Source organism: Nitratireductor aquimarinus, from assembly GCF_017255295.1.
GTDB classification, from domain to species: domain Bacteria; phylum Pseudomonadota; class Alphaproteobacteria; order Rhizobiales; family Rhizobiaceae; genus Nitratireductor; species Nitratireductor aquimarinus.
The window spans coordinates 196518-216477 of sequence record NZ_JAFKDE010000006.1 but is presented as its reverse complement, the minus strand read 5'-3'; the positions used below and the strand labels follow the sequence as shown (position 1 = coordinate 216477).

General features: G+C 60.8%; 19 protein-coding genes and 1 pseudogene. 10 read left to right on the top strand and 10 right to left on the bottom strand.

Features of this window, described 5'->3' with window-relative positions; genetic code table 11:
* Positions 1-77: 77 nt before the first annotated feature.
* Both JYP46_RS11990 and JYP46_RS11985 read left to right on the top strand, forming a co-directional pair.
* Entirely contained in the window at positions 78-869 is a 792-nt protein-coding gene (locus JYP46_RS11990) for a glycosyltransferase family 25 protein (RefSeq protein WP_206548210.1), read from the top strand.
* Position 870: 1 nt separating this feature from the next.
* Positions 871-1653 (top strand): glycosyltransferase family 32 protein, encoded by a 783-nt coding sequence (locus JYP46_RS11985; protein ID WP_206548209.1) that lies wholly within the window; start codon positions 871-873, stop codon positions 1651-1653.
* 47 nt (positions 1654-1700) lie between these two features.
* Here JYP46_RS11985 and JYP46_RS11980 read toward each other — a convergent pair whose 3' ends face one another.
* The gene (locus tag JYP46_RS11980; RefSeq protein WP_113155759.1) at positions 1701-2174 is read right to left on the bottom strand and encodes an Lrp/AsnC family transcriptional regulator; all 474 of its coding nucleotides are present in this window, start codon (positions 2172-2174) and stop codon (positions 1701-1703) included.
* A gap of 468 nt (positions 2175-2642) precedes the next feature.
* On the opposite strand from JYP46_RS11980, the gene trxB reads away from it, so the two are divergent.
* Together trxB and JYP46_RS11970 are read left to right on the top strand one after the other, a co-directional pair.
* Positions 2643-3617, top strand: a complete 975-nt coding sequence (gene trxB / locus JYP46_RS11975) for a thioredoxin-disulfide reductase (RefSeq protein WP_113155758.1) — start codon at positions 2643-2645, stop codon at positions 3615-3617.
* Positions 3618-3694: 77 nt separating this feature from the next.
* Positions 3695-4585 (top strand): LysR family transcriptional regulator, encoded by an 891-nt coding sequence (locus JYP46_RS11970; RefSeq protein ID WP_113155757.1) that lies wholly within the window; start codon positions 3695-3697, stop codon positions 4583-4585.
* A gap of 241 nt (positions 4586-4826) precedes the next feature.
* On the opposite strand, the gene msrP is transcribed toward JYP46_RS11970, so the two are convergent.
* The 4 genes from msrP to JYP46_RS11950 all read right to left on the bottom strand — a co-directional run bounded on the left by msrP (position 4827) and on the right by JYP46_RS11950 (position 11050).
* Positions 4827-5810, bottom strand: coding sequence for a protein-methionine-sulfoxide reductase catalytic subunit MsrP (msrP, locus tag JYP46_RS11965; RefSeq protein WP_206548208.1), 984 nt, complete (start codon positions 5808-5810; stop codon positions 4827-4829).
* Between the two features lie 120 nt (positions 5811-5930).
* Complete coding sequence (locus tag JYP46_RS11960; protein ID WP_206548207.1) at positions 5931-7979, bottom strand: elongation factor G; 2049 nt, start codon at positions 7977-7979, stop codon at positions 5931-5933.
* 207 nt (positions 7980-8186) lie between these two features.
* Positions 8187-9722, bottom strand: coding sequence for a putative bifunctional diguanylate cyclase/phosphodiesterase (locus JYP46_RS11955; RefSeq protein WP_113155754.1), 1536 nt, complete (start codon positions 9720-9722; stop codon positions 8187-8189).
* Between the two features lie 125 nt (positions 9723-9847).
* A complete protein-coding gene (locus JYP46_RS11950; RefSeq protein ID WP_113155753.1) occupies positions 9848-11050 on the bottom strand; it encodes a pyridoxal phosphate-dependent aminotransferase in 1203 nt (400 codons plus the stop codon).
* 182 nt (positions 11051-11232) lie between these two features.
* On the opposite strand from JYP46_RS11950, the gene JYP46_RS11945 reads away from it, so the two are divergent.
* Together JYP46_RS11945 and JYP46_RS11940 are read left to right on the top strand one after the other, a co-directional pair.
* Positions 11233-12153: an EAL domain-containing protein gene (locus JYP46_RS11945; RefSeq protein WP_206548206.1), complete on the top strand. Its 921-nt coding sequence runs from the start codon at positions 11233-11235 to the stop codon at positions 12151-12153.
* Positions 12154-12157: 4 nt separating this feature from the next.
* Positions 12158-13009 (top strand): EAL domain-containing protein, encoded by an 852-nt coding sequence (locus JYP46_RS11940; protein WP_206548205.1) that lies wholly within the window; start codon positions 12158-12160, stop codon positions 13007-13009.
* Between the two features lie 134 nt (positions 13010-13143).
* On the opposite strand, the gene JYP46_RS11935 is transcribed toward JYP46_RS11940, so the two are convergent.
* The 3 genes from JYP46_RS11935 to JYP46_RS11925 form a co-directional block, all read right to left on the bottom strand.
* Complete coding sequence (locus JYP46_RS11935; protein WP_206548204.1) at positions 13144-13632, bottom strand: hypothetical protein; 489 nt, start codon at positions 13630-13632, stop codon at positions 13144-13146.
* Between the two features lie 145 nt (positions 13633-13777).
* Entirely contained in the window at positions 13778-14035 is a 258-nt protein-coding gene (locus JYP46_RS11930; protein WP_113155749.1) for a hypothetical protein, read from the bottom strand.
* Between the two features lie 209 nt (positions 14036-14244).
* Positions 14245-14799: a methylated-DNA--[protein]-cysteine S-methyltransferase gene (locus JYP46_RS11925; protein WP_206548203.1), complete on the bottom strand. Its 555-nt coding sequence runs from the start codon at positions 14797-14799 to the stop codon at positions 14245-14247.
* A 426-nt stretch (positions 14800-15225) separates the two neighbouring features.
* On the opposite strand from JYP46_RS11925, the pseudogene JYP46_RS22380 reads away from it, so the two are divergent.
* The 3 genes and pseudogenes from JYP46_RS22380 to JYP46_RS11910 form a co-directional block, all read left to right on the top strand.
* Positions 15226-15576, top strand: a pseudogene (locus JYP46_RS22380) (transglycosylase SLT domain-containing protein); the annotation flags it as partial.
* A gap of 161 nt (positions 15577-15737) precedes the next feature.
* Complete coding sequence (locus JYP46_RS11915; protein ID WP_206548201.1) at positions 15738-16748, top strand: ATP-binding cassette domain-containing protein; 1011 nt, start codon at positions 15738-15740, stop codon at positions 16746-16748.
* Entirely contained in the window at positions 16745-17572 is an 828-nt protein-coding gene (locus tag JYP46_RS11910) for an ABC transporter permease (RefSeq protein WP_206548200.1), read from the top strand. Before JYP46_RS11915 ends, JYP46_RS11910 begins: the two co-directional genes overlap by 4 nt.
* Positions 17573-17634: 62 nt before the next feature.
* On the opposite strand, the gene JYP46_RS11905 is transcribed toward JYP46_RS11910, so the two are convergent.
* Together JYP46_RS11905 and JYP46_RS11900 are read right to left on the bottom strand one after the other, a co-directional pair.
* Positions 17635-18093, bottom strand: coding sequence for a cupin domain-containing protein (locus JYP46_RS11905; RefSeq protein WP_206548199.1), 459 nt, complete (start codon positions 18091-18093; stop codon positions 17635-17637).
* A 69-nt stretch (positions 18094-18162) separates the two neighbouring features.
* Complete coding sequence (locus tag JYP46_RS11900; protein ID WP_206548198.1) at positions 18163-18726, bottom strand: isochorismatase family protein; 564 nt, start codon at positions 18724-18726, stop codon at positions 18163-18165.
* Between the two features lie 195 nt (positions 18727-18921).
* On the opposite strand from JYP46_RS11900, the gene JYP46_RS11895 reads away from it, so the two are divergent.
* Positions 18922-19914, top strand: coding sequence for a GlxA family transcriptional regulator (locus JYP46_RS11895; RefSeq protein ID WP_206548197.1), 993 nt, complete (start codon positions 18922-18924; stop codon positions 19912-19914).
* Positions 19915-19960: the final 46 nt, after the last annotated feature.

The window sequence follows — 19960 nt, the reverse complement described above, 5'->3', positions numbered from 1 at the left end:
TGGTTTATAAGGTCGTTTATTGCGACTCAGGAGTCGGTTTAATCTGATTTCTGCAATAAATTGGCAGTGTCGAGTAAATGAAGCTATACCTGATAAACCTTCGCAGGGCAGAAGATCGCCTGGCGCTGCTCCGCGAGCGTTTCGGGGCGGCGGGGCTTGAGGTTACGCGCGTCGAAGGCGTCGACGGCAGATTGCTGGACCAGTCCGAGCTGGATCGGCACATTTCCGGGGAAGGGCGCTGGGGACGGCTGACGCCGGGCGAGGTCGGCTGTTTTCTGAGCCATCGGGCCTGCTGGCGCGCCCTGCTTGAGGATGGCGGGCGCTTTGGCGCTGTCTTTGAGGATGATGTTCTGCTTGGCGAGAATGCCGGCGCGGTTCTGGGCGACACTGCCTGGATCCCCGAGGACGCGGATATCGTGAAGATCGAGACGACCGCATCGCGTGTCTTTTTGGACGCAGAAGCCCGTGGCGCTGTCGATGGTCGAACGCTCCATCGTCTGCGTTCGTCGCACTATTGCGCGGCAGGTTACATCGTCTCGCGCGATTGCGCGCAGAGGCTTCTGTCGCAGAGCGAAGCATTCTGCGAGGCGCTGGACGATTTTCTCTTCAGTGGTCTCTCGCCGGTCTTCAAGTCATCGAGGATCTATCAGCTTTCACCGGCGATCTGCGTTCAGCAATGGGAAACGACGGGCGACGGCAGAACGCATGACCCGCACACCAGCATTGAAGGGCGCGACGACAAGGTGAAGCGCAGGCTGCCGCCAGGCGAGAGGCTGCGCGAGGTCTGGGGTAAGGAAAGCCGGACGCTGACAAACAAACTCATGGGACTTGCCGGTAAACGCCGGCGGCAGGTCGTGGAGTTCCGTTAAGATGCAGTATCCGTCTTCCTGGCTTTCCAGCCGTGATCAGATCGCACCTGATTGGCGAGACCGCATTTTCGTGTTCTGGCTGGGGCCAGTGGAGCTTTCCGAAACGCGGCTTGAGGGGCTGCGCACACTGACAACAAGCGAATGCAGGATCCATCTCGTGACCGAGCAGACGCTTGCGAGTTTTGTTCTGCCCGGTCGGCCCTTCCATGCGGCGTTCCAGTTCCTTTCGCCCATTCATCAGTCCGATTATCTGCGCGCTTATTTCATGCATCATTTCGGTGGCGGCTACACGGACATCAAGCGCTGCCACGCTTCATGGAAACCCGCATTTGAGGCAATCGAGCGGGAAGAAGCGCTTGGCGCGGGATATCGTGAAGTGCCGGGTGGCACGGCGCGTTTCCATAAGTCGAAAATCGCGGGCCAGCGGTATTTTCTGGATAGGCCGGCCGGTGCGCTGGAGATGGCCTGGCGCTATCACAGGACAAAGCGGCTGCGTGCGCATGTGATCGGCAACGGCGCTTTCATCTTCCGGCCTGACACGGAACTGACGGGCCGCTGGCTTTCGATTGTCGAAAAGCGGCTGGATATTCTTCTGCCACATCTCAAGGCCAATCCCGCGCGATACCCGAAGGAAGTGCCGGGCGTTGATTATGGCGACGGGCCTTCACGCTACCCGGTGCCGTGGAGCTTTCTGCTTGGGGATGTGCTTGCGCCGCTCACGCTCGAATATCACCGGCGCATTCTGCAACTGGTGCCCGCGCCCGATTTCGAAAACTACGAATAGCAATGCCGGGTAGGTGCAGGAAGTCGCGATATGCAGCTTCCGCGTGCCTAGTCTATGGCGACGAGGCCTTCGTCCTTGACCTGGCGGATGGTGAGCGCGGTGCGCACCGTGTCGACATTGGGCGCGGAGGTTAACTGCTCGATCACGAAGGTCTGGAAGGTGGTGAGGTCCGGGGCCACGCAATGCAGCATGAAGTCGGAATCTCCTGACACCATCCATGCGCGGCGCACGATTGGCCATTTGAGCGTGCGCTCGGCAAACGTCTTGAGCTCCGTCTCGGACTGGTAATGCAGCCCGATGAGGCAGAACGCCACCACGTCGAGACCAAGGGCCGGTGAATTCAGGAGGGCGCGGTACCCCTTGATGATGCCGCTCTCTTCGAGCCGTTTGACACGGCGAAGACAGGGCGGGGCGGAAATGCCGACGCGCCGCGACAGTTCCACATTGGTCATTTTGCCGTCGGCCTGAAGCTCGCGCAGAATTTTCCAGTCGATTGCGTCAAGATCGGCCTGTAGCGGCATTGTGTTTCCCAATTCTGTTGCCATATCGCCGTGCGTCCATCTCGGCGCACAAAGGACGATCTACATTTTACTGGAGCATCGGAACAGCCCGAAAAGCGGAAACGCCCCAGCGCGCGAGAATCTCTCCTGCACGCAGACCGAAATTAGGGCATGCGTCATGGCAAGCCAAGCAATGCATTTGTTTGCGACGGGCTCTATCCACCGTGTTTGAGGGTATGCAGACTGCGATAAACAGCGGTAGCGGCGTTCGGTAGCTGTTGGAAACGCATTCCTCGCCTTGCACAATCGGGTGGTGAATACTTAGATCATGTCACCGAATTGTCCGGATGGTGGCCTAATAGGTCGGCCGTCCAAAAAATGCGTATCGTTGGCGGGTGGCTGCTTTGATGCGCGCTGAGCCAGAATTGCAGCCGGCAAGCGACCAGATGTCAGCTTCTGCGGGCCATCGAGGAAGAAAGGATTCACTCCATGTCACGTCGTCATGCACCCGTTCTCATCATTGGTTCGGGTCCGGCCGGATACACGGCCGCCATCTATGCGGCGCGCGCCATGCTGAAGCCTCTTCTCGTTGCGGGCATGGAGCAGGGCGGTCAGTTGATGATCACCACCGAGGTGGAGAATTATCCGGGCTTTGCCGATCCGATCCAGGGCCCCTGGCTGATGGAGCAGATGCGCGGCCAGGCGGAGAATGTCGGCGCGGAAATCGCCAACGACCTGATCGTGGAAGCGGATCTTTCCTCGCGCCCCTTCCGGCTCAAGGGCGATTCCGGCACGGAATACACCTGTGACGCGCTCATCATCGCCACAGGCGCAAAGGCGAAGTGGCTTGGCCTGCCCTCCGAAGAAACCTTCATGGGCTTCGGTGTCTCGGCATGCGCCACCTGCGATGGCTTCTTCTATCGCGGGCGCGACGTCGTGGTGGTCGGCGGCGGCAATACCGCGGTCGAGGAAGCGCTTTATCTTTCCAATCTCGCCAAGACCGTAACGCTGGTTCATCGCCGCGACGAACTGCGCTCCGAGCGCATTCTGCAGGAGCGCCTGCTGGCGAAAGAGAATGTGAAGGTCATGTGGGACACGGTGATCGATGAAATCACCGGCACCCCGGCCAAGCCGCCAATGCCGGCATCGGTAACGGGCGTGCGCCTCAAGAATGTGCATTCGGGCGAGGTTTCCGAGCTGGCAACGCACGGCGTGTTCGTGGCCATTGGCCATGCGCCGGCGGTCGAGCTGTTTGAAGGCAAGCTGAAGCAGAAGCCGAATGGCTATCTGTGGACGCAGCCGGGCACGACGCAGACCGACGTGCCGGGTGTGTTTGCAGCGGGCGACGTTGCCGACGATGTCTACCGTCAGGCGGTCACGGCAGCGGGCCTTGGTTGCATGGCGGCGCTTGAAGCGGAAAAATACCTGGCGGCGCTGGAAACAGAAAAGGCGGCTGCCGAATAGAGCGGGAACAACACGCAACGACAGCCGGGTGGCAACGCCCATAACGGTACGAGCGCCTGACAGAGGAGAACGAGGCGTTGGACTGGGACAAGCTCAGAGTTTTTCACGCTGCCGCAGAGGCTGGCTCGTTTACGCACGCCGCTGAGATACTGCATCTTTCGCAGTCGGCGATTTCGCGCCAGGTGAGTGCGCTGGAGCAGGAAGTGGGCGTGCCGCTTTTTCATCGGCACGCGCGCGGCCTCGTTCTGACCGAGCAGGGCGAGATGCTCTACCGCACCGCGCATGAGGTGCTGATGCAGCTCGAAAGCGTGCGCGTACGGCTGACCGAGGCGAAGGATCGCCCATCCGGCCTGTTGAAGGTCTCCACCACGGTGGGGCTTGGCACGGGCTGGCTGACGGAGCGTCTGCCGGAGTTCATCGAACTCTATCCGGACATCGAGTTGCAGCTGATCCTCGACAATGAGGAGCTGGATCTGACCATGCGGCAGGCCGACTGCGCCATTCGCATGCGTCAGCCGCAGCAGCCGGATCTCATTCAGCGCAAGCTGTTCACCGTGCATTTCCACCTGTTCGCATCGCCATCCTATGTGAACAAGCATGGCAAGCCCTCGTCGATCGCGGATCTGGACAAGCACCGGATCGTGACGTTTGGCGAGGCAGTGCCGCCGCATCTGAGCGACATGAACTGGCTGGAGACCGCTGGCCGACCAGAGGGCCAAAAGCGCCAGACAGCGCTTCAGATCAACAACATCCTGTCGATCAAGCTGGCCGTTCAGCGTGGTGCCGGCATCGCGATGCTGCCTGATTATGTGGTCGGCAAGAGCAACGATCTCGTGCAGCTTATGCCCGAAACGGCGGTGCCATCCTTCGACACCTATTTCTGCTATCCGAACGTGATGAAAAATCAGGCAAAGCTGCATGCCTTCCGCGATTTCTTGATTTCAAAATCGCGTCATTGGGCATTTTGACGCAGTATTTCCAAAGAAATACGGCGTGTCATGCAAAATTGCATGGGTGAATTGCAAAATCATGTGGTTGTTATTTAGGCGGCGATTGCCCATATGAGAGGCACTCCCGGGGGCGTTCTCCTCCCATTTGCCCCCGCGAGTGTTCCCCTCTGGAGGTTTCGCCTATATGGCACTTCCAATGACTAAGCCGGATCTCTTTTGATCCGGCTCTTTTTTTATCTGCACCCCAAAATCGCGATTGTCAGCGATAGAGCTGTTCGTTTTCGAGCCCCGCATAAAGCGCGGCAACCTCTTCGCCATAGCCGTTGAAGAGCTGCGTGGGCACGGTCTCGCCCGTGTGGAGGACACGCTCTTCCGCCTGGCTCCAGCGCGGATGCGGAACCTGCGGGTTCACATTGGCCCAGAAGCCGTATTCGCTGGCCGCGATCTCTTCCCAGAAGCTGACGGGCCGCTCTTCCGTGAAGCTGATCCGCCGGATCGATTTGATGGACTTGAAGCCGTATTTCCAGGGCAGGGCGAGGCGCAGGGGCGCGCCGAACTGTTTTGCAAGCGGCTTGCCATAGACGCCCGTCACCATGAAGGCGAGGTCGTTGGCCGCTTCCTCCATCGTGACGCCTTCCACATAAGGCCAGGGATACCAGACCTGTTTCTGTCCGCCGGCAACGCTCGGGTCGTTGAACGTCTCGAAACGCACATAGCGGGCGGCTGAGAGCGGACTGGCGAGCGCCACAAGGGCGGAAAGCGGAAAACCCGTCCACGGAACGGTCATCGACCATGCCTCAACGCAGCGATGCCGGTAGAGACGTTCTTCCAGCGGCATGCGTTTGACCAGATCCTCGAAGGCGATGGTCATGGGCTTTTCCACCAGACCGTCGATCTCGATGTCCCACGGATGGGTGGGCAGCGCCTGTGCGGCGCGCGCGATCTGCTTGTGGGAACCGAATTCGTAGAAATTGTTGTAGGCGCTGCTGACGTCTTCCGGCGTCACGTCACGTTCGATCGTGTAGGCCGTGTTGCGCTCTGCCGGATAAAGCGCGGCGGTGCGGCCTGCGGCGTCATCCCCGCCCTGCGCCCGTGCCATCCCGGGTAGCAACCCGGCGCCGGCAATCGCGCCCATGCCAAGCCCCAGCCCTTTCAGAATGGTCCGGCGGTTGGCGAAAACGTCTTCCGGCGTGGCCGCATGTTCGGCGACCGCCCAGCGCGGGCGGCGGTGGATGGCGGGCATGGCTTTCTCCAGCTTGCTTTTCCAGTTTGTCCAAGTGGTAGGGCCAGATGCCCGCCTGTCAAAATCACACGACTTCACGATTGTGTGCCGCAGGGGCTGAAGCCCTGCGGCTGTTGCCGCTTACGCCGCCTTCCCCTGCGCGTTCATTGCGGCGTCTGCCAGCCGCCCCGTAAGCTCGGCCATATGATCGAAGCTTGCGCGATAGCCCGCCACGCCTGCCGTGGCCGAGCGCAGTTCGATGATCAGGTCGCCGGTCTCCGATGCCGGGATCATCGCTTCCACCACGTCCCAGCCGTTCCAGCCGGGGCGCGCGTCAAAACCGAGGATCTGCCCGCGTCGCTGAGAGAGGATGGCGGTCACCCGCGCCGTCGCATCGGACGGCGTGTGAACCTCCACCTTGAGGATCGGCTCCAGCAAAACAGGCGAACAGTCGCCAAGCCCTTCTTTCATGGCCAGCCTGCCGGCAAGCTGGAAGGCCATGTCGGAGGAATCGACGCTGTGATAGGAGCCGTCTGCAAGGTTCACCGCCACATCGATGACGGGAAAGCCAAGCGGCCCGCATTTCAGATAATCGACGACGCCGGCTTCCACGGACGGGATGTACTGCTTGGGCACCACGCCACCGGTGATCGTGTCGGTGAACTCGAAGCCCGAGCCGCGGGGCAGGGGGCGGATATCCAGAACCACATCGCCGAACTGCCCGTGCCCGCCCGACTGCTTCTTGTGGCGGCCACGCTGGGTGGTGTTCTTGCGGATCGTCTCACGGTAGGCGACGCTGGGCGGGGCCGTGGTGATCGGCACCTGGTATTTGCCTTCCAGCCGCTCGCGGGTGACGCGCAGGTGCATCTCGCCCTGGCCGCACAGCACCGTCTCTCCGGTTTCCTGCCGCTGTTCGAGGCCAAGTGCTGAATCTTCCTCCGCCAGCTTCTGCAGGCCGAGCGAGAGCTTTGCCTCGTCCTTTCTGTCGCCGGGCCGCACAGCCATGGAGTAGACGGGCTGAGGCGGCTCAAGCGCGATCAGCGGCGCAATCGGCGTCTTGCCGGTGGTGAGCGTATCGCCTGTCCGCACGTCGTCCAGCTTGCCGAGAGCAACCGTTTCGCCGGCCTGTGCGCTGGCGACCTTGTTCTGCTCGCGGCCAAGCAGCGTGTAGATGCCCGAGACCTTGTCGGATGCCTTCTCGTTGCGCACTTCCGTTCCGTCGGTGAGCGTGCCGCACAGCACGCGCGAGACCGAGAGCTTGCCGCCATGGGGCGTGTGGATGGTCTTCATGACCTGAAGAACCGTGTCGCCCGTCTCCTGCAGGCCAAGACGCTCGCGGGTGGCTTCGATGTCGGGTGAATCGTGCCGTATCGACTTCAGCAGCCGCAGGATGCCATTGCCCTTTTCCGCCGAGCCGATGAGAACCGGCGTAACACTGCCGTCGCGCAAATCGGCCGCCAGATCGTCGAAGATCGCATCGCGCGGCGGTTCGATCTCTTCGAGCAATTGCTCCATCAGCTTGTCGTCGTGGTCGGCCAGCGTCTCCAGCATGGAGAAGCGGGCCTCCACCTCGCGCGCCCTGTCGTCGTCGTCGATGGGCGCGATCTCGCTGCTGGCGTGTTCGCGGTAGATGTAGGCGCGCTCAAGCGCCAGATCGATGGAGCCGATGACAATGCCGTCCTTGCGCAGCGGGATCTGGCGCAGCATCAGCGGTGTGTCGCTGGTCGGCTGCAGCATCTTCAGCATGTCGCGCACGCCGAGCGTGGCATGCTCGATCTTGTTGAGAAAGATCATGCGCGGAATGCCCAGCTCGTCCAGCCGGTGGAGGGTGAGCTGAAGGGCGGCGATCTTCTTTTCGTCGGGTTCCGTCACGACGATGGCCATGTCGGCAGCCGCCAGAACGGGATCGGCCTCATGGGCGAATTCTATCGAGCCCGGGCAGTCGACGAAGGTCATGCTCTCGCCCAGAAACTCCGTCGTGGCGATGCTCGCCTCGACGCTCATCTGGTGCTCTCTGGCCTCTGCCGAATGATCGCCGACTGTCGCGCCGGAGCCGGTCGCAGCCTGTTTCATTATGGCGCCGGTACGTTCCAGAATGGCTTCAAGAAGGGTGGTCTTACCGCTTGCAAACGGACCGACAATGGCGATGCATTTCGGTCCGCGGCTTCTTTCTCCCGAGCGTGTTCCCATGGCTGGCGGTCTCCTGTCACGCGTTTCACCCACACGTTTCATGAGCGGCGGCCGGCCTCGGCGGCCGTCGCGCGGTCGTGGCGCGTTGACGGATGATCAGGAGCATTCTGCGCCCTTGAGAAACCCGTGCGTGGCATCTGCATGCCGGAGCGCCGACGTTCTCCGTGAAAATATCGTCACACGGCTGCGTGTTTTGGGCAAGGGGCGTCAGGCCGAGAGAGCTAGCGCCCGACGTTCAGTGAGGCCGGGCGCTTCTCGAAAAGGGGGCAGAGGCTGCGGTTTTCCCAGATAATAGCCTTGAAAGCGATTGCAGCCGGCCGAGCGGGCCAGCCGGAACTCTTCCTCTGTTTCGATCCCCTCCGCCACGATGACGAGATCCTGAATGCGCGCGATCTGGGTGAGGGCGGAGACGAACACCTGGGCGATGCGGTCATCGTCCAGATTGTGAATGTAGCTGCGGTCGATCTTGATCGCATCGATGGGCAGCGTCTTGATATAGTTGAAGCCGCAGTGACCCGTGCCGAAATCGTCGAGCGCAATGTGGAAGCCCATCTCGCGCAGCCGAACGATGCGGGCGATGATCTCCGGCGTGGCGGCGGTGGCCACGGTTTCGGTAATCTCGAGAATGAAGCGGTTGGCCTGCGCATCCGTCTCCTGCAGAACGCGGTCCAGCATGTGCACCAGACCATCACGCTTCAGCTGCTCGCCCGAGACATTGATGCTGATGCGGTTGTCGGGGAAGCGGTGCAGATCGAGGCAGGCCCGGCGGAAAACCCATTCGCCGATCATGTCGATCAGGCTTGACCGTTCGGCAATGGGGATGAACTCGCCCGGCGATATCATTCCGCGCACCGGGTGTCGCCACCGCACAAGCCCCTCCACGGCCGCGCGGTTTCGCTCCGTGTCGGTGATCACCTGATAGTGCAGCTCGAGTTCGTTTAGGTAGACAGCCGCCCTGAGTTCACGCTCGAGAAGTCGGCGCTGACGTTTCTCCGACAGCATGTCCGGATCGAAAACCGTCACCCTGCCGCGTCCTGCGCCCTTGCTTTCGTAAAGAGCCAGATCCGCCAGAAGTGGCAGTTCCTTGTGGCTGCTCGCGTGCTGTGGCGCGACGGCAATGCCGATGGAAGCGCTGAGCGGCACCTGATGTCCTTCGCAGGCGCGCCCGTCCTGCAGCATGGCAAGCAGCTTCTGGGCGCGCGTGCGGCAGCGGTTGAGGTCATTGCCGTACATCAGGATGGCGAACTCATCGCCGCCCAGTCGGCCAATGGCGCAGTCGGGAAAGCAATGCCGCGCGCAGGCGACCAGATGCGCAAGCGCCTCATCGCCGAACTGGTGGCCGAAACCGTCATTGAGCTGCTTGAAATGGTCGAGATCGACGAGCAGGAGCATGATGCGTCGCGGCTTGGACAGCGTGCCGATGCTTGCGCTCAGTTCGTCAAGAAAACGGCCGCGTGTGAGCGCGGTTGTCATGAGGTCGGTTTCGGTGACCCTGTGGCGCTCGGCTTCGATGCGCACGGCATCCTGAAGCTGCTGTGAAACGGTGCGTCGCAGATAGGTGAGCAGGGCCAGGCCTGCGACACTGAGCACCATGCAGGTCAGCAGCAGCCAGGTCGTGAAAGCGCTTTCCTCAGGCGGCGCAAAATAGGCGATGGCCACCATCGCCGTCGCCGAAATCAAAAGCGCTTGAACGCCGCTGTAAAACCGTTCGCCATTACGCTGCACGGTGGAGAGGATGCTCATGCCCCCGCTTTCTCCCCAAGGCCCCTGGAGACGGAGAGAACAATACGAAACTCTAAGGGGGCGTTAAGAATGTTGCGCGGCAAAAAAGATATTTTGCCGCGCAATCAAAACACCCCCTAAGGCAATTACTTCAGCGATGCGGTGAAGCGCTGAATCCGGTTGCAGGCTTCTTCAAGAAGCTCTTCCGACGTGGCGTAGGAAATGCGGAAGTTCGGGCCAAGACCAAAGGCCGAACCATGCACCACTGCAACGCCCTCGGCTTCCAGAAGCTCGGACACGAAGTCTTCGTCGGTCTCGATGACCTTGCCCGAAGGCGCGGTCTTGCCGATCAGCTCGGCGCAGGACGGATAGACGTAGAATGCGCCTTCCGGCACCGGGCAGTTGATGCCCTTCGCCTGGTTGAGCATGGAAACCACCAGATCGCGGCGGCCCTGGAAGATCGCCTTGTTTTTGGTGATGAAGTCCTGCGGACCGTTGAGCGCCTCGACGGCGGCCCACTGTGCGATGCTGCATGCGCCCGAGGTCTGCTGACCCTGGATCATGTCCATGGCCTTGATGAGCTCGATGGGGCCGGCCGCATAGCCGATGCGCCAGCCGGTCATGGCATAGGCCTTGGAGACGCCGTTCATGGTCAGCGTGCGGTCATAGAGCTTCGGCTCCACCTCGGCGATGGTGAAGAATTTGAAGTCGCCATAGGTGAGGTGCTCATACATGTCGTCCGTCAGCACCCACACATGCGGATGCGCCATGAGCACGTCGGCGAGCGCCTTGAGCTCGGCTTCGGTGTAGGCTGCGCCCGACGGGTTGGACGGCGAGTTCATGATCAGCCATTTGGTCTTCGGCGTGATGGCTTTTTCAAGCGCATCCGGGGTCAGCTTGAAGCCGTTGTCGATGCTGGTCTCGGCGAAGACGGGCGTGCCGCCGCAGATGGAAACCATCTCGGGATAGCTGACCCAATAAGGGCTCGGGATGACAACTTCATCGCCGGGATTGAGCGTCGCCATCATGGCGTTGAATAGGATCTGCTTGCCACCGGTGGCGACGATGGTCTGCTTCCAGTCATAGTCGAGATTGTTCTCGCGCTTGAACTTGGCGGCAATCGCCTCGCGCAGCGGCTGGATGCCGGAGACCGGCGTGTATTTCGTTTCGCCGCGATTGATCGCGTCGATGGCTGCATTCTTCACATTGTCCGGCGTGTCGAAATCCGGCTCGCCTGCGCCAAGACCGATAACGTCGCGGCCCTGCGTTTTCAGTTCGCGCGCTTTCTGGGAAACCGCGATGGTAGCGGAGGGTTTTACGCGTGAAAGGGCATCGGCAAGGAAAGCCATAATGGAAGACTCCGGTTCCTGTGAGATTTTACGCTGAGGATCAGCGTTTCCCTTCTTGTCCGATCACGAGCAAAATCGCAAGCCGCCAGCGAATTTGCAGCGTTAAACCAGTCGTTAACCGCGAATAAAGGCTGGGGTGCCATTCTGCCGGGATTGAATGACGACTTGCAAGGAAGCGCAGAATGTCGCGCAGCATCGGCCTGGCCCACATCGTCCGACAGGCGGACGCAAGTGCAGTGGGTGTCTGGGGTGGCTACACATTAAGAACCGCCTTCCAGCCGATCTTCTCCTTTCGCGGTGGACGACTTCTGGTGAGCGCCTATGAGGGGCTGTTGCGCCCTTTTCGCGATGGCCAGCCCGTGGGGCCGGGCATTTTCTTCTCCAGCATACCCGAAGTCGACCGTTTTCACGTGGAGACGCTGGCGCGAACCGTGCATCTTCTGAATGCCGGTGTATGCCTGAACCGGGGGGCTTCCCTGTTCGTCAATTTCGACCCGTCGCATTTCGTGGATGCTGCTTCTGCGACAATCGCCCTGCGGGACATTCAGACAGTGCTGGCCGAGGCAGGCGTCGAGCCGCACCGCGTGGTCTGTGAGATCACCGAGCAGGAAACCGGTTCCGATGCGTCCCTGCTTGAGTTTGTGCGCGCCCTGAAAGGCTTTGGTTACCGCGTGGCGGTGGACGATTACGGCGCCGACAATTCCGACATGAAGCGGATTGAGGCTCTGGGACCGGACATCGTGAAGTTCGACGGGGCGTGGACGGCGCGCCTGCTCGCTTCCGCCTCCGGCGTCAGCCTGCTCACCGACATGGTCAGCGCGTTTTCCGAAAAAGGCATTCGCACGGTTTTCGAAGGCATCGAAAACGGCGAGCAGCTTCAGCTGGCCGAGCGCTGTGGTGTTTCGATGGTGCAGGGTTTTGCGCTGGCGAAACCGCAGCTTGCGCCGGGTGCGTTCGATGAATTCGAAGTTGCGCGCGAGACTGCGCGCAAGGAAATCCTTTCCAATGCAGCGGCCCGTCTGGAGCGGAGCAAGCCAGCGGACGACACTTCGTCTGCGCCTGCTGCGCGTGCAAGGCGCACATTTGGCCGGCGCGGAGCGTAATGTCATGGGAGCCGTGACTGTCCCCGGCGCGCCTGCCGGATCCATCATCGCCGACGAAATCGGTCTGGAGACAGGATTCCATGGAGCCTACCGGCTGAAATCCTTTTATCAGCCGGTCTTCCGTGTCTCCGGCGAGAGCCTTGAGCCGGAGGCGCTGGATGCCTGCGCAAAGCCAATGCTCGATGGACAGTCCGTCGAGACAGAAATGTTCCTGCTGTCGGTCGCCCCGGAGCGCGAGTGGCAGGTGCGAACACTTTGCAGTCTCCTGCACATTGGAAACTGCCACCAGATGCGTGAGGACGGTCTGTCGCTGCATCTGGGGTTCGACACAGAGCGGCAGAGCGACGCGGATGCGATGAGCCATCTTGCCTTCATGCTCGCGCGGCTTGCGCAGACCGGCGTTGCGCCTCAGGCGCTTGTCTGCGGTTTCCGGGCTGCTCCGGATCCGCTGGCAGAAGTGTCGGAGCGCCTTCTGGAGACGATGCGCAGCAGCGGTGTGCGCCTTTCGGTCGATGGTTTCGGACCGGGGCAGAGCGCGCTTGAGCGCGTCGAGAAGCTGCGGCCTGAAATCGTCAAGATTGATGGGGGCTGGTTCCGCCGGATCGCGCCCGTTGCGCCTGCCAGACGCCTCCTTGCAAAGCTCGTGGAAGGGCTGAAGCGGCAGGGAGCCAGCGTTCTTGTGAAGGGTGTGGAGACACCCCCGCAGCTCGAAGCGGCGCTGGATGCCGGGGCAGATCTGGTGCAGGGCGATCTGCTTGCAAGGCGGGCAATGGCCGGGTCGGTGCAGGAGCTTGGCCCACTCGAAATCGACCGCTTTTTCCGGGATCCTGAAAAGGTTGTCGTTTCATTGCGTTAGAGCATCGGGCCGAAAAGTGGAATCCGGTTTTCGGCGCCCCGATGTTCCATCACGCGCCTGTATCGTTCCTCGGCTTCCAGAGAAGCGACCGGCGATCCAGGCCCGGCTTGTACCGCGCCTGTAACTGAGAGCAGCTACGCGCCTGCCTTGTCTCTTGCCGGCGGTGCATCGTAGGCTTCGTTCTCGCCATAGGCGGCGGTGGCCGATGCCAGATCCGTCGTGCCTTCCCGATGGTTCTGCATCAGCACGATGCTTTCTGATGCCTCCGGTTTTGCAATGCGCGAGAGCATGGAGGCAAACTGTTCGTTTCTCTGCACCTCGACTGCGGCACGTCTTGCCCATGCTTCAACAGCTATGTCGTCATCGGCCTTTGCCGGTGCGAAGTTTCCGGAACTCGCCTGATATGTGGAGGGGCCGCCGCGCGCATGTGACGCCGCCGCTGGCTGCGCGCCCGGTCTTGCGCCTGATGCCGGTATGCCGGACGTGTCCGCCGCCGCCGGCGACTGGCTGGTTCCACCCTGTGCTGGCGTGGCGGAAGACGGTTCGGAAGTGGAGGGCGCGGGGGCCGGTGGCCTGGAGGTGTGTCCGCCAATCAGCGGCAGATTCAAGATATTGCCGAGCAACAGGGTCTATCCTCTTTTCTGGTCGATGCGTTTGGGCGGCTGGTTGCGCCCGTTGTTCTCTTGCTACCAGAGGAGGATTTTGAAACCGTGTCTGCCTTCTCTACAATTTGATGAAAAAGCCCTTCTTTCAGGGCTTTCCTGTTGTTCAGGCCGCTGCCTGAGAGTCAATATCCGGACGCTGGCTCGAAGCGCTTCCGGCTTTTGCTGCATTCGTGCTGGCATGTTTGCGCACGACACGCAGGACGGCATTCAAGAGGTCAACGTCGATGTAATACAGCTGGGAGAGCTCGGCGGGGACCTGATCGAGCTTTATGCCGCTGGACAGGAGGCGTTTGACCTCCGCAACCATCTCGGAAGGTTCGGTCAGGCGGTCCTTGATACCGTTGTCGGTTGAATGGCGCATGGAATTCTCGTCGGTTTGAATGACACTGACGCAAAAGAGACCCAACGCTGAACAAGAATACCGCCAAGAAATCGACCGATTGGCGGCAAGATTGTGGCTGTCCCCACTAACCACCGGGACCGCCAGAATCGCTGTAATTATGCGCGACCTGTGTTTGTGCGCAAGAGCAAGATTCAACCAGAGGCTAGGGCCCTGACCCTGGAGCCCGGCTAGAACGAGAATGACGCCTGGGCTGGCTCCGCATTCGGAGAGCGGGCGTTCTCCATGGCCAACATCTTCTGCTTGGTGGCGATGCCGCCATGAGCCGAAAATCCGCCGATCTTGCCACCGGCTGCCAGAACACGATGGCAGGGTATGATGAGCGGCATGGGATTACGCCCCATGGCTGCGCCCGTTTCTCGGGTGGCCCTGGGAAAGCCGACGCTCTCGCAAAGCGCGCCATAGGTCGTGGTCTCGCCATAGGCGAGCCTTCGCATGGCCGTGTAGAGCGTGCGGTGAAACGGGCTGATGCCCGAGAGATCGAGGGTAAACCCGGAAAAATCCTCTTCGCTTCCTGCGAAGTAGCGCTGCGTTGCCGCCACAAGCCCGGCCATCGCGCCGGATGGGGTGGAAGTCGCGGCATCCGGCAGCCGGGCTTTCAGCTGCTGCTCAACCGCGTCAGGCTCTGGCGTTGGCAGGACAAAGCGCACGAGGCCGGCATCGCTCCAGCCCGCGCCGCAAAAGCCGAAGGCGGTTTCAAACACATGATGGCCGGGCACGGACATGGCGCTTCCATTCCGATCGTTTCGCGGCCCAGCTCTAACATGGATACATTCTGGCACGAAGAGTGAACGAAGGGTCACCTGACAAATGATTGCCTTACCCAAGGTTGCGCGATAGAAGGCGCGCGGGTGGGGACTCGTTGATCGAAGGAATGCGCCTTGCCTCTTTTCTCCCGTTATCTCGTTGCCGGACTTGTGATCGCGCTGCCGTCGCTGGCTGCATGCACGACCGCGGGGAGCGACGTTCAGGTGAAGGCTGATGCCGCTGAAAGCCGTGCCGATGCGCAGCTTGTGGCAAACAGCCTGGTGGCAGAGCAGGACGCCCAGATCAGCGATGGAGATGTGACGCCGGACGCCTTTGCGGGCCAGCGTCCGCCCAGTGCTGCCCTGACGGCGCTGGAGGCTGGCGGAAAGGTGTCGCCGGTTGCTCCGCGCAGCGCCGAGCTCGATGCACTGATCGCGCAATATGCCGGCATTTACGAGGTGCCCGAGCGGCTGGTGCGGCGTGTCGTCAAGCGCGAGAGCAATTTCAACCCGGCTGCCCGCAACCGTATCTACTGGGGTCTCATGCAGATCCGTCACGATACCGCGCAGACCATGGGCTACCGTGGGCCTGCTTCCGGTCTTCTGGATGCGGAAACGAACCTCAAATACGCCGTCAAATATCTGCGCGGCGCTTATATGACGGCCGACGGCAATGAGGATAAAGCCGTTCGTTTCTATGCAAGCGGCTATTATTACGACGCAAAGCGCAAGGGTATCCTTAAGGAAACCGGCCTGCGCAACTGACGTCAGCTGACGGCAAGAGATGTCAGCAAACCTGCCCGCTTCCCGCGAAATGCGGTTCAGGGCAATTGCTCATTGGTGTATTTCTCCGCGCTGTCGGATTCCGCCCCCCGGATCCGTCTTGCAGCTGACAACAGGCTGCCGGAGGAACAGGCATGAACGATACTTTACCGGTTCAGACCGGTTCAGCGGCGCAGGACGCCGCGCAGCTCGCCATTTCAGTGCGCGGGCTGATCAAGCGTTTCGGTGACGTCAAGGCGCTGGACGGGATCGACCTCGACGTGCCGCGCGGCATGATTTTCGCCATTCTCGGCCCCAATGGCGCGGGGAAGACAACGCTCATACGATTGCTGGCGACGCTGGCGCAGCCTGATGGTGGAACCGCGCGCGTCATGGGGCACGATCTGGCGACCGAGCCGCATGCCGTGCGCGGCGCAATCGCGCTGACCGGGCAGTTCGCCTCGCTGGATGAGGATCTCACGGGGCGCGAAAATCTGATCATGCTGGCGCGGCTCTGGGGCTTTGCCGGGCGCACCGCAAAGGCGAGGGCGGATGAGCTGCTTTCCGCCTTCGAGCTTTCCGATGCGGCGAAGAAGCAGGTGAAGTCCTATTCGGGCGGCATGCGTCGGCGTCTCGACATCGCCGCGTCCCTGATCGTAACGCCGGGCGTTCTCTTTCTCGATGAGCCGACCACTGGTCTTGATCCCAAGGCGCGCCAGGGTGTCTGGAAGATGATCCGCGCGCTGGCGAAGTCGGGCGTCACCATTCTCCTGACAACACAGTATCTGGAGGAAGCCGACCAGCTCGCCGCCCGCATTGCCGTGATCGATCACGGCCGCAAGATCGCCGAGGGCACGAGCCGCGAGTTGAAGTCGGCAATCGGCTCGGGCTTTCTGCATGTGGCCGTTGCCGATACGGAGCGTCTGGATGAGGCCGAGGCCATTCTGGAGCATGCGCTGGACGGTACGGCGCAGCGCAGCGCCGAGGGGGCGACGCTCTCCATTGTCGCCGGGTCTCCGAAAGCCGCCAATGAGGCAATCGCCAGGCTGCTTGCGGCTGGCATTGAACTTTCCGATTTCTCCATGGGCTCGCCCAGCCTTGATGAAGTGTTCTTCGCGCTGACAGGCCAGCCCATCGAAGAGGATGCACAGGGAGACGTGTCATGAGTTCCGCAGAGACTGGTCCTGCCATAGAGACTGGCCCTGCCATGCTTTCCAATGTGGCGCGGCCGCCGCGGCCTTCGGCCTTGGCAAATGCGCTGACCTTTGGCTGGCGGGCGGTGCTGAAATTCAAACATGTACCCGAGCAGCTGTTCGATCTGATCATGACGCCGCTCATGTTCACGCTGCTTTTCACATTCGTGTTTGGCGGCGCGCTCGCGGGCTCGACCAGCGATTACCTCCAGTTTTTCCTGCCGGGCATTCTCGTGCAGACGGTGGTGTTCAATTCCGTCTATTCGGGCATGGGGCTTTCGACAGATCTGTCGAAGGGGCTTTTCGAACGTTTTCGCTCACTCCCCATCTGGTCCCTGTCACCCTTTGCCGGATTGATGGTCGGAGATGTCCTGCGTCACACGATTGCGGGCCTCATCATCCTGACTGTCGGGCTGGTTTTGGGATATCGGCCCGAAGCGGGGCTGACGGGCATCGTCGCCTCTTTCCTGCTGCTTATCGCAATCGGGTTTGGCACGGGCTGGATCTTCATCGTGCTCGGGCTTCTGATCCGCACGCCGATGACGGTGATGACAATCGGCTTCACCTTCATCTTCCCGCTGGTCTTCGCCTCTAACATCATGGTGCGTCCCGAAACAATGCCTGGCTGGCTGGAGGCCTTTGTGGTCCGGAACCCGGTTTCGCATATGACGACGGCTTTGAGGGGGCTGATGGCGGGAACGGCCACAGGTGGTGAAGTGCTCCTGGCGCTTCTTGCACCGGCATTGCTGACGGTCGTTCTTTCGCCAGTCGTTCTGTGGCTTTACCGTCGCCGTTAGGCGGTGCATTCTTTGCGTGAGAGAATAGAGCGCGCCCTTTGGAAGGGCGCGCTCTGCTTCATTCAATCTGCCTTGGCCTTCACCTTTTGCGGGACAAGGTCAAACCCTTCGTCCTGATACTGGTAGAGAAGGCAGTCTTGGCCTTCAGCGCAACCGCTGAAGTGGTCCAGTCGTCCCGGCAGGAAGTAGAATGATCCAGCCGGATATTCTGTACGCTCGCCGTCGACCACGGCGTAAAATGTGCCCTGCATCACCACCGTCGAAATGTCCCGACTGTGATAATGATACGGATTGCTCTTGCCGGCCGGAAACAGGACGAAAGCCTCGTAAGGGCTCTCGCCTGCAAGGTCGCCGCGAACATTCGCGTATTTTATGCCACCCGAATCCGGGAGCTCGATCCATTCGAGTTCGGATACGGGAAAGGAAATCATCCTTTTCTTGATCAATGCCTGGTCCGTACAGGCTGCTATCACAGCCAGCATTGCCACAAGAGGCAGGGCATGTCTTGCAAAGCGCTTCATTTCAGAAAAGTCCTTGGTGCTTTAAATGTGTGCGCGGGGCCTTGAAATACGGAGCCCCGGATTCGCGCTCTAACGGGTTTTCAGAGCGAGAATGGCCTTCGTGTCGAGGATTTCGGCAAAGGTGTCGGAAAGCGTCACCAGCGATGCCTCGTGTAGAACGTCGTGGGAAATCACCTTGCCATCCGGTCCGGTGATGTCGCGTGTAGCGCAGGCGTCGGAGGCAACGATCACGTCATATCCGAGCGGAACCGCATCACGCGCCGCTCCCGAAACGCAGGCATGGGTCATCAGTCCGGCAATGACGAGCGTGTCGATCCCATCCACCTTGAGACGGGCATCGAGATCGGTGCTTGGGAACACGCTGACGGACGTCTTGCAAAGGACATGATGATGCTTTGCCGGCTCGATTTCCGGGTGAAATGCGACCGTTTCTCCATCTTGCGCGAAGATTGGCGCACCTTTCGGCGTTACATGCTGTATATGATAAACAGCAATCTTGTTCGCGTCGGCCCATGCGATCAGCTCAAGCGCTTTGGACAGCGCTGCTTCGCCATTGGGGACAGGCATTCTACCGGAAAAATATTCTTCTTGAAAATCAATAACAATAAGTGCTGTTTTTCCCGGATTTATCACCTCTTATGGCGTGCTTCCTGTCATGGTTCTAATGGTCGGATGCAATGCTTCGGTCATCAATCTGCCTCTCGTTTACAGGCTCAGTTACGATAATTCGCTGCGTGATTACCAGTCGATTTGTAACGATCCGGAAAATCGTTTAACTGCCTTTCAGTCACAAGTGTCCCGGACGACAAAGAGCGATGGATTTGGGCCATGAAGGGGAGTGAAGGGGTGCACAGGATTGCGGTCGTGGCTTTCGAGGGGATCAGCCCGTTCCACCTTTCGGTGCCCTGCATGGTGTTTGCCGACGACCTGGCGCGCCTGACAGCGCCGCGTTACGCGTTGATCGTGTGCGCCGAGACACCGGGGCGGATCGGGACCACCTCGGGGATTTCATTGTTCGTGGAACACGATCTTTCGGCGCTTGAGACTGCGGATACAGTGATCGTACCGGCCTGGCCAGGGCCAGAGATCAGACCGCCTGAGGCGCTTCTCGAGGCTCTTCAACGTGCCCATGCACGCGGCGCGCGGCTGGTGGGGCTGTGCGTCGGGGCCTTTGTTCTGGCCGAGGCGGGCCTTCTCGATGGGCGACGGGCTTCCACCCACTGGGTGTTTGCGGAGGATTTCGCCGAGCGCTATCCGCATGTGTTTCTGGATCGCAGCGTGCTCTATGTGGATGAAGGCGATGTTCTGACCTCGGCGGGAACGGCTGCGGCCATCGATTGCTGCCTGCACCTCCTGCGGCGTGACCACGGGGCAGAGACGGCCAATCGCGTTGCCCGGCGCATGGTGGTGGCGCCGCATCGCAGCGGCGGACAGGCGCAGTATATCGAACAGCCGCTGCACAAGACGCTTCAGGGCGATCTTCTGAAGGAAACGCTGGAGTGGGCCGCCGGTAATCTCAGCGAGCCGCTCTGCCTTGACCGTCTGGCCGCGAAGGCGGCAATGAGCCGGCGCAACTTCTCGCGCCGCTTTCGTAAGGAAACCGGCACAACGGTGTCGCAGTGGATTCTTGCGCAGCGGCTGGCGCTTGTTCAGCGCCTTCTCGAAACCACGGACAGGCGGATGGAAACCATTGCCGAGGCGGCGGGTTTCGGGTCGGCCGTCACCATGCGGCAGCGCTTTGTTGATGCGTTCCGCATTTCACCCATAGCCTATCGACGGCAGTTTCGCACTGCCGGGGCGGATGAGCGCGCGCTTCCATAAGGAGAGCAAGGCGCAGCCGCCTGTCATTTGCGGGCGGCTGCGTAGT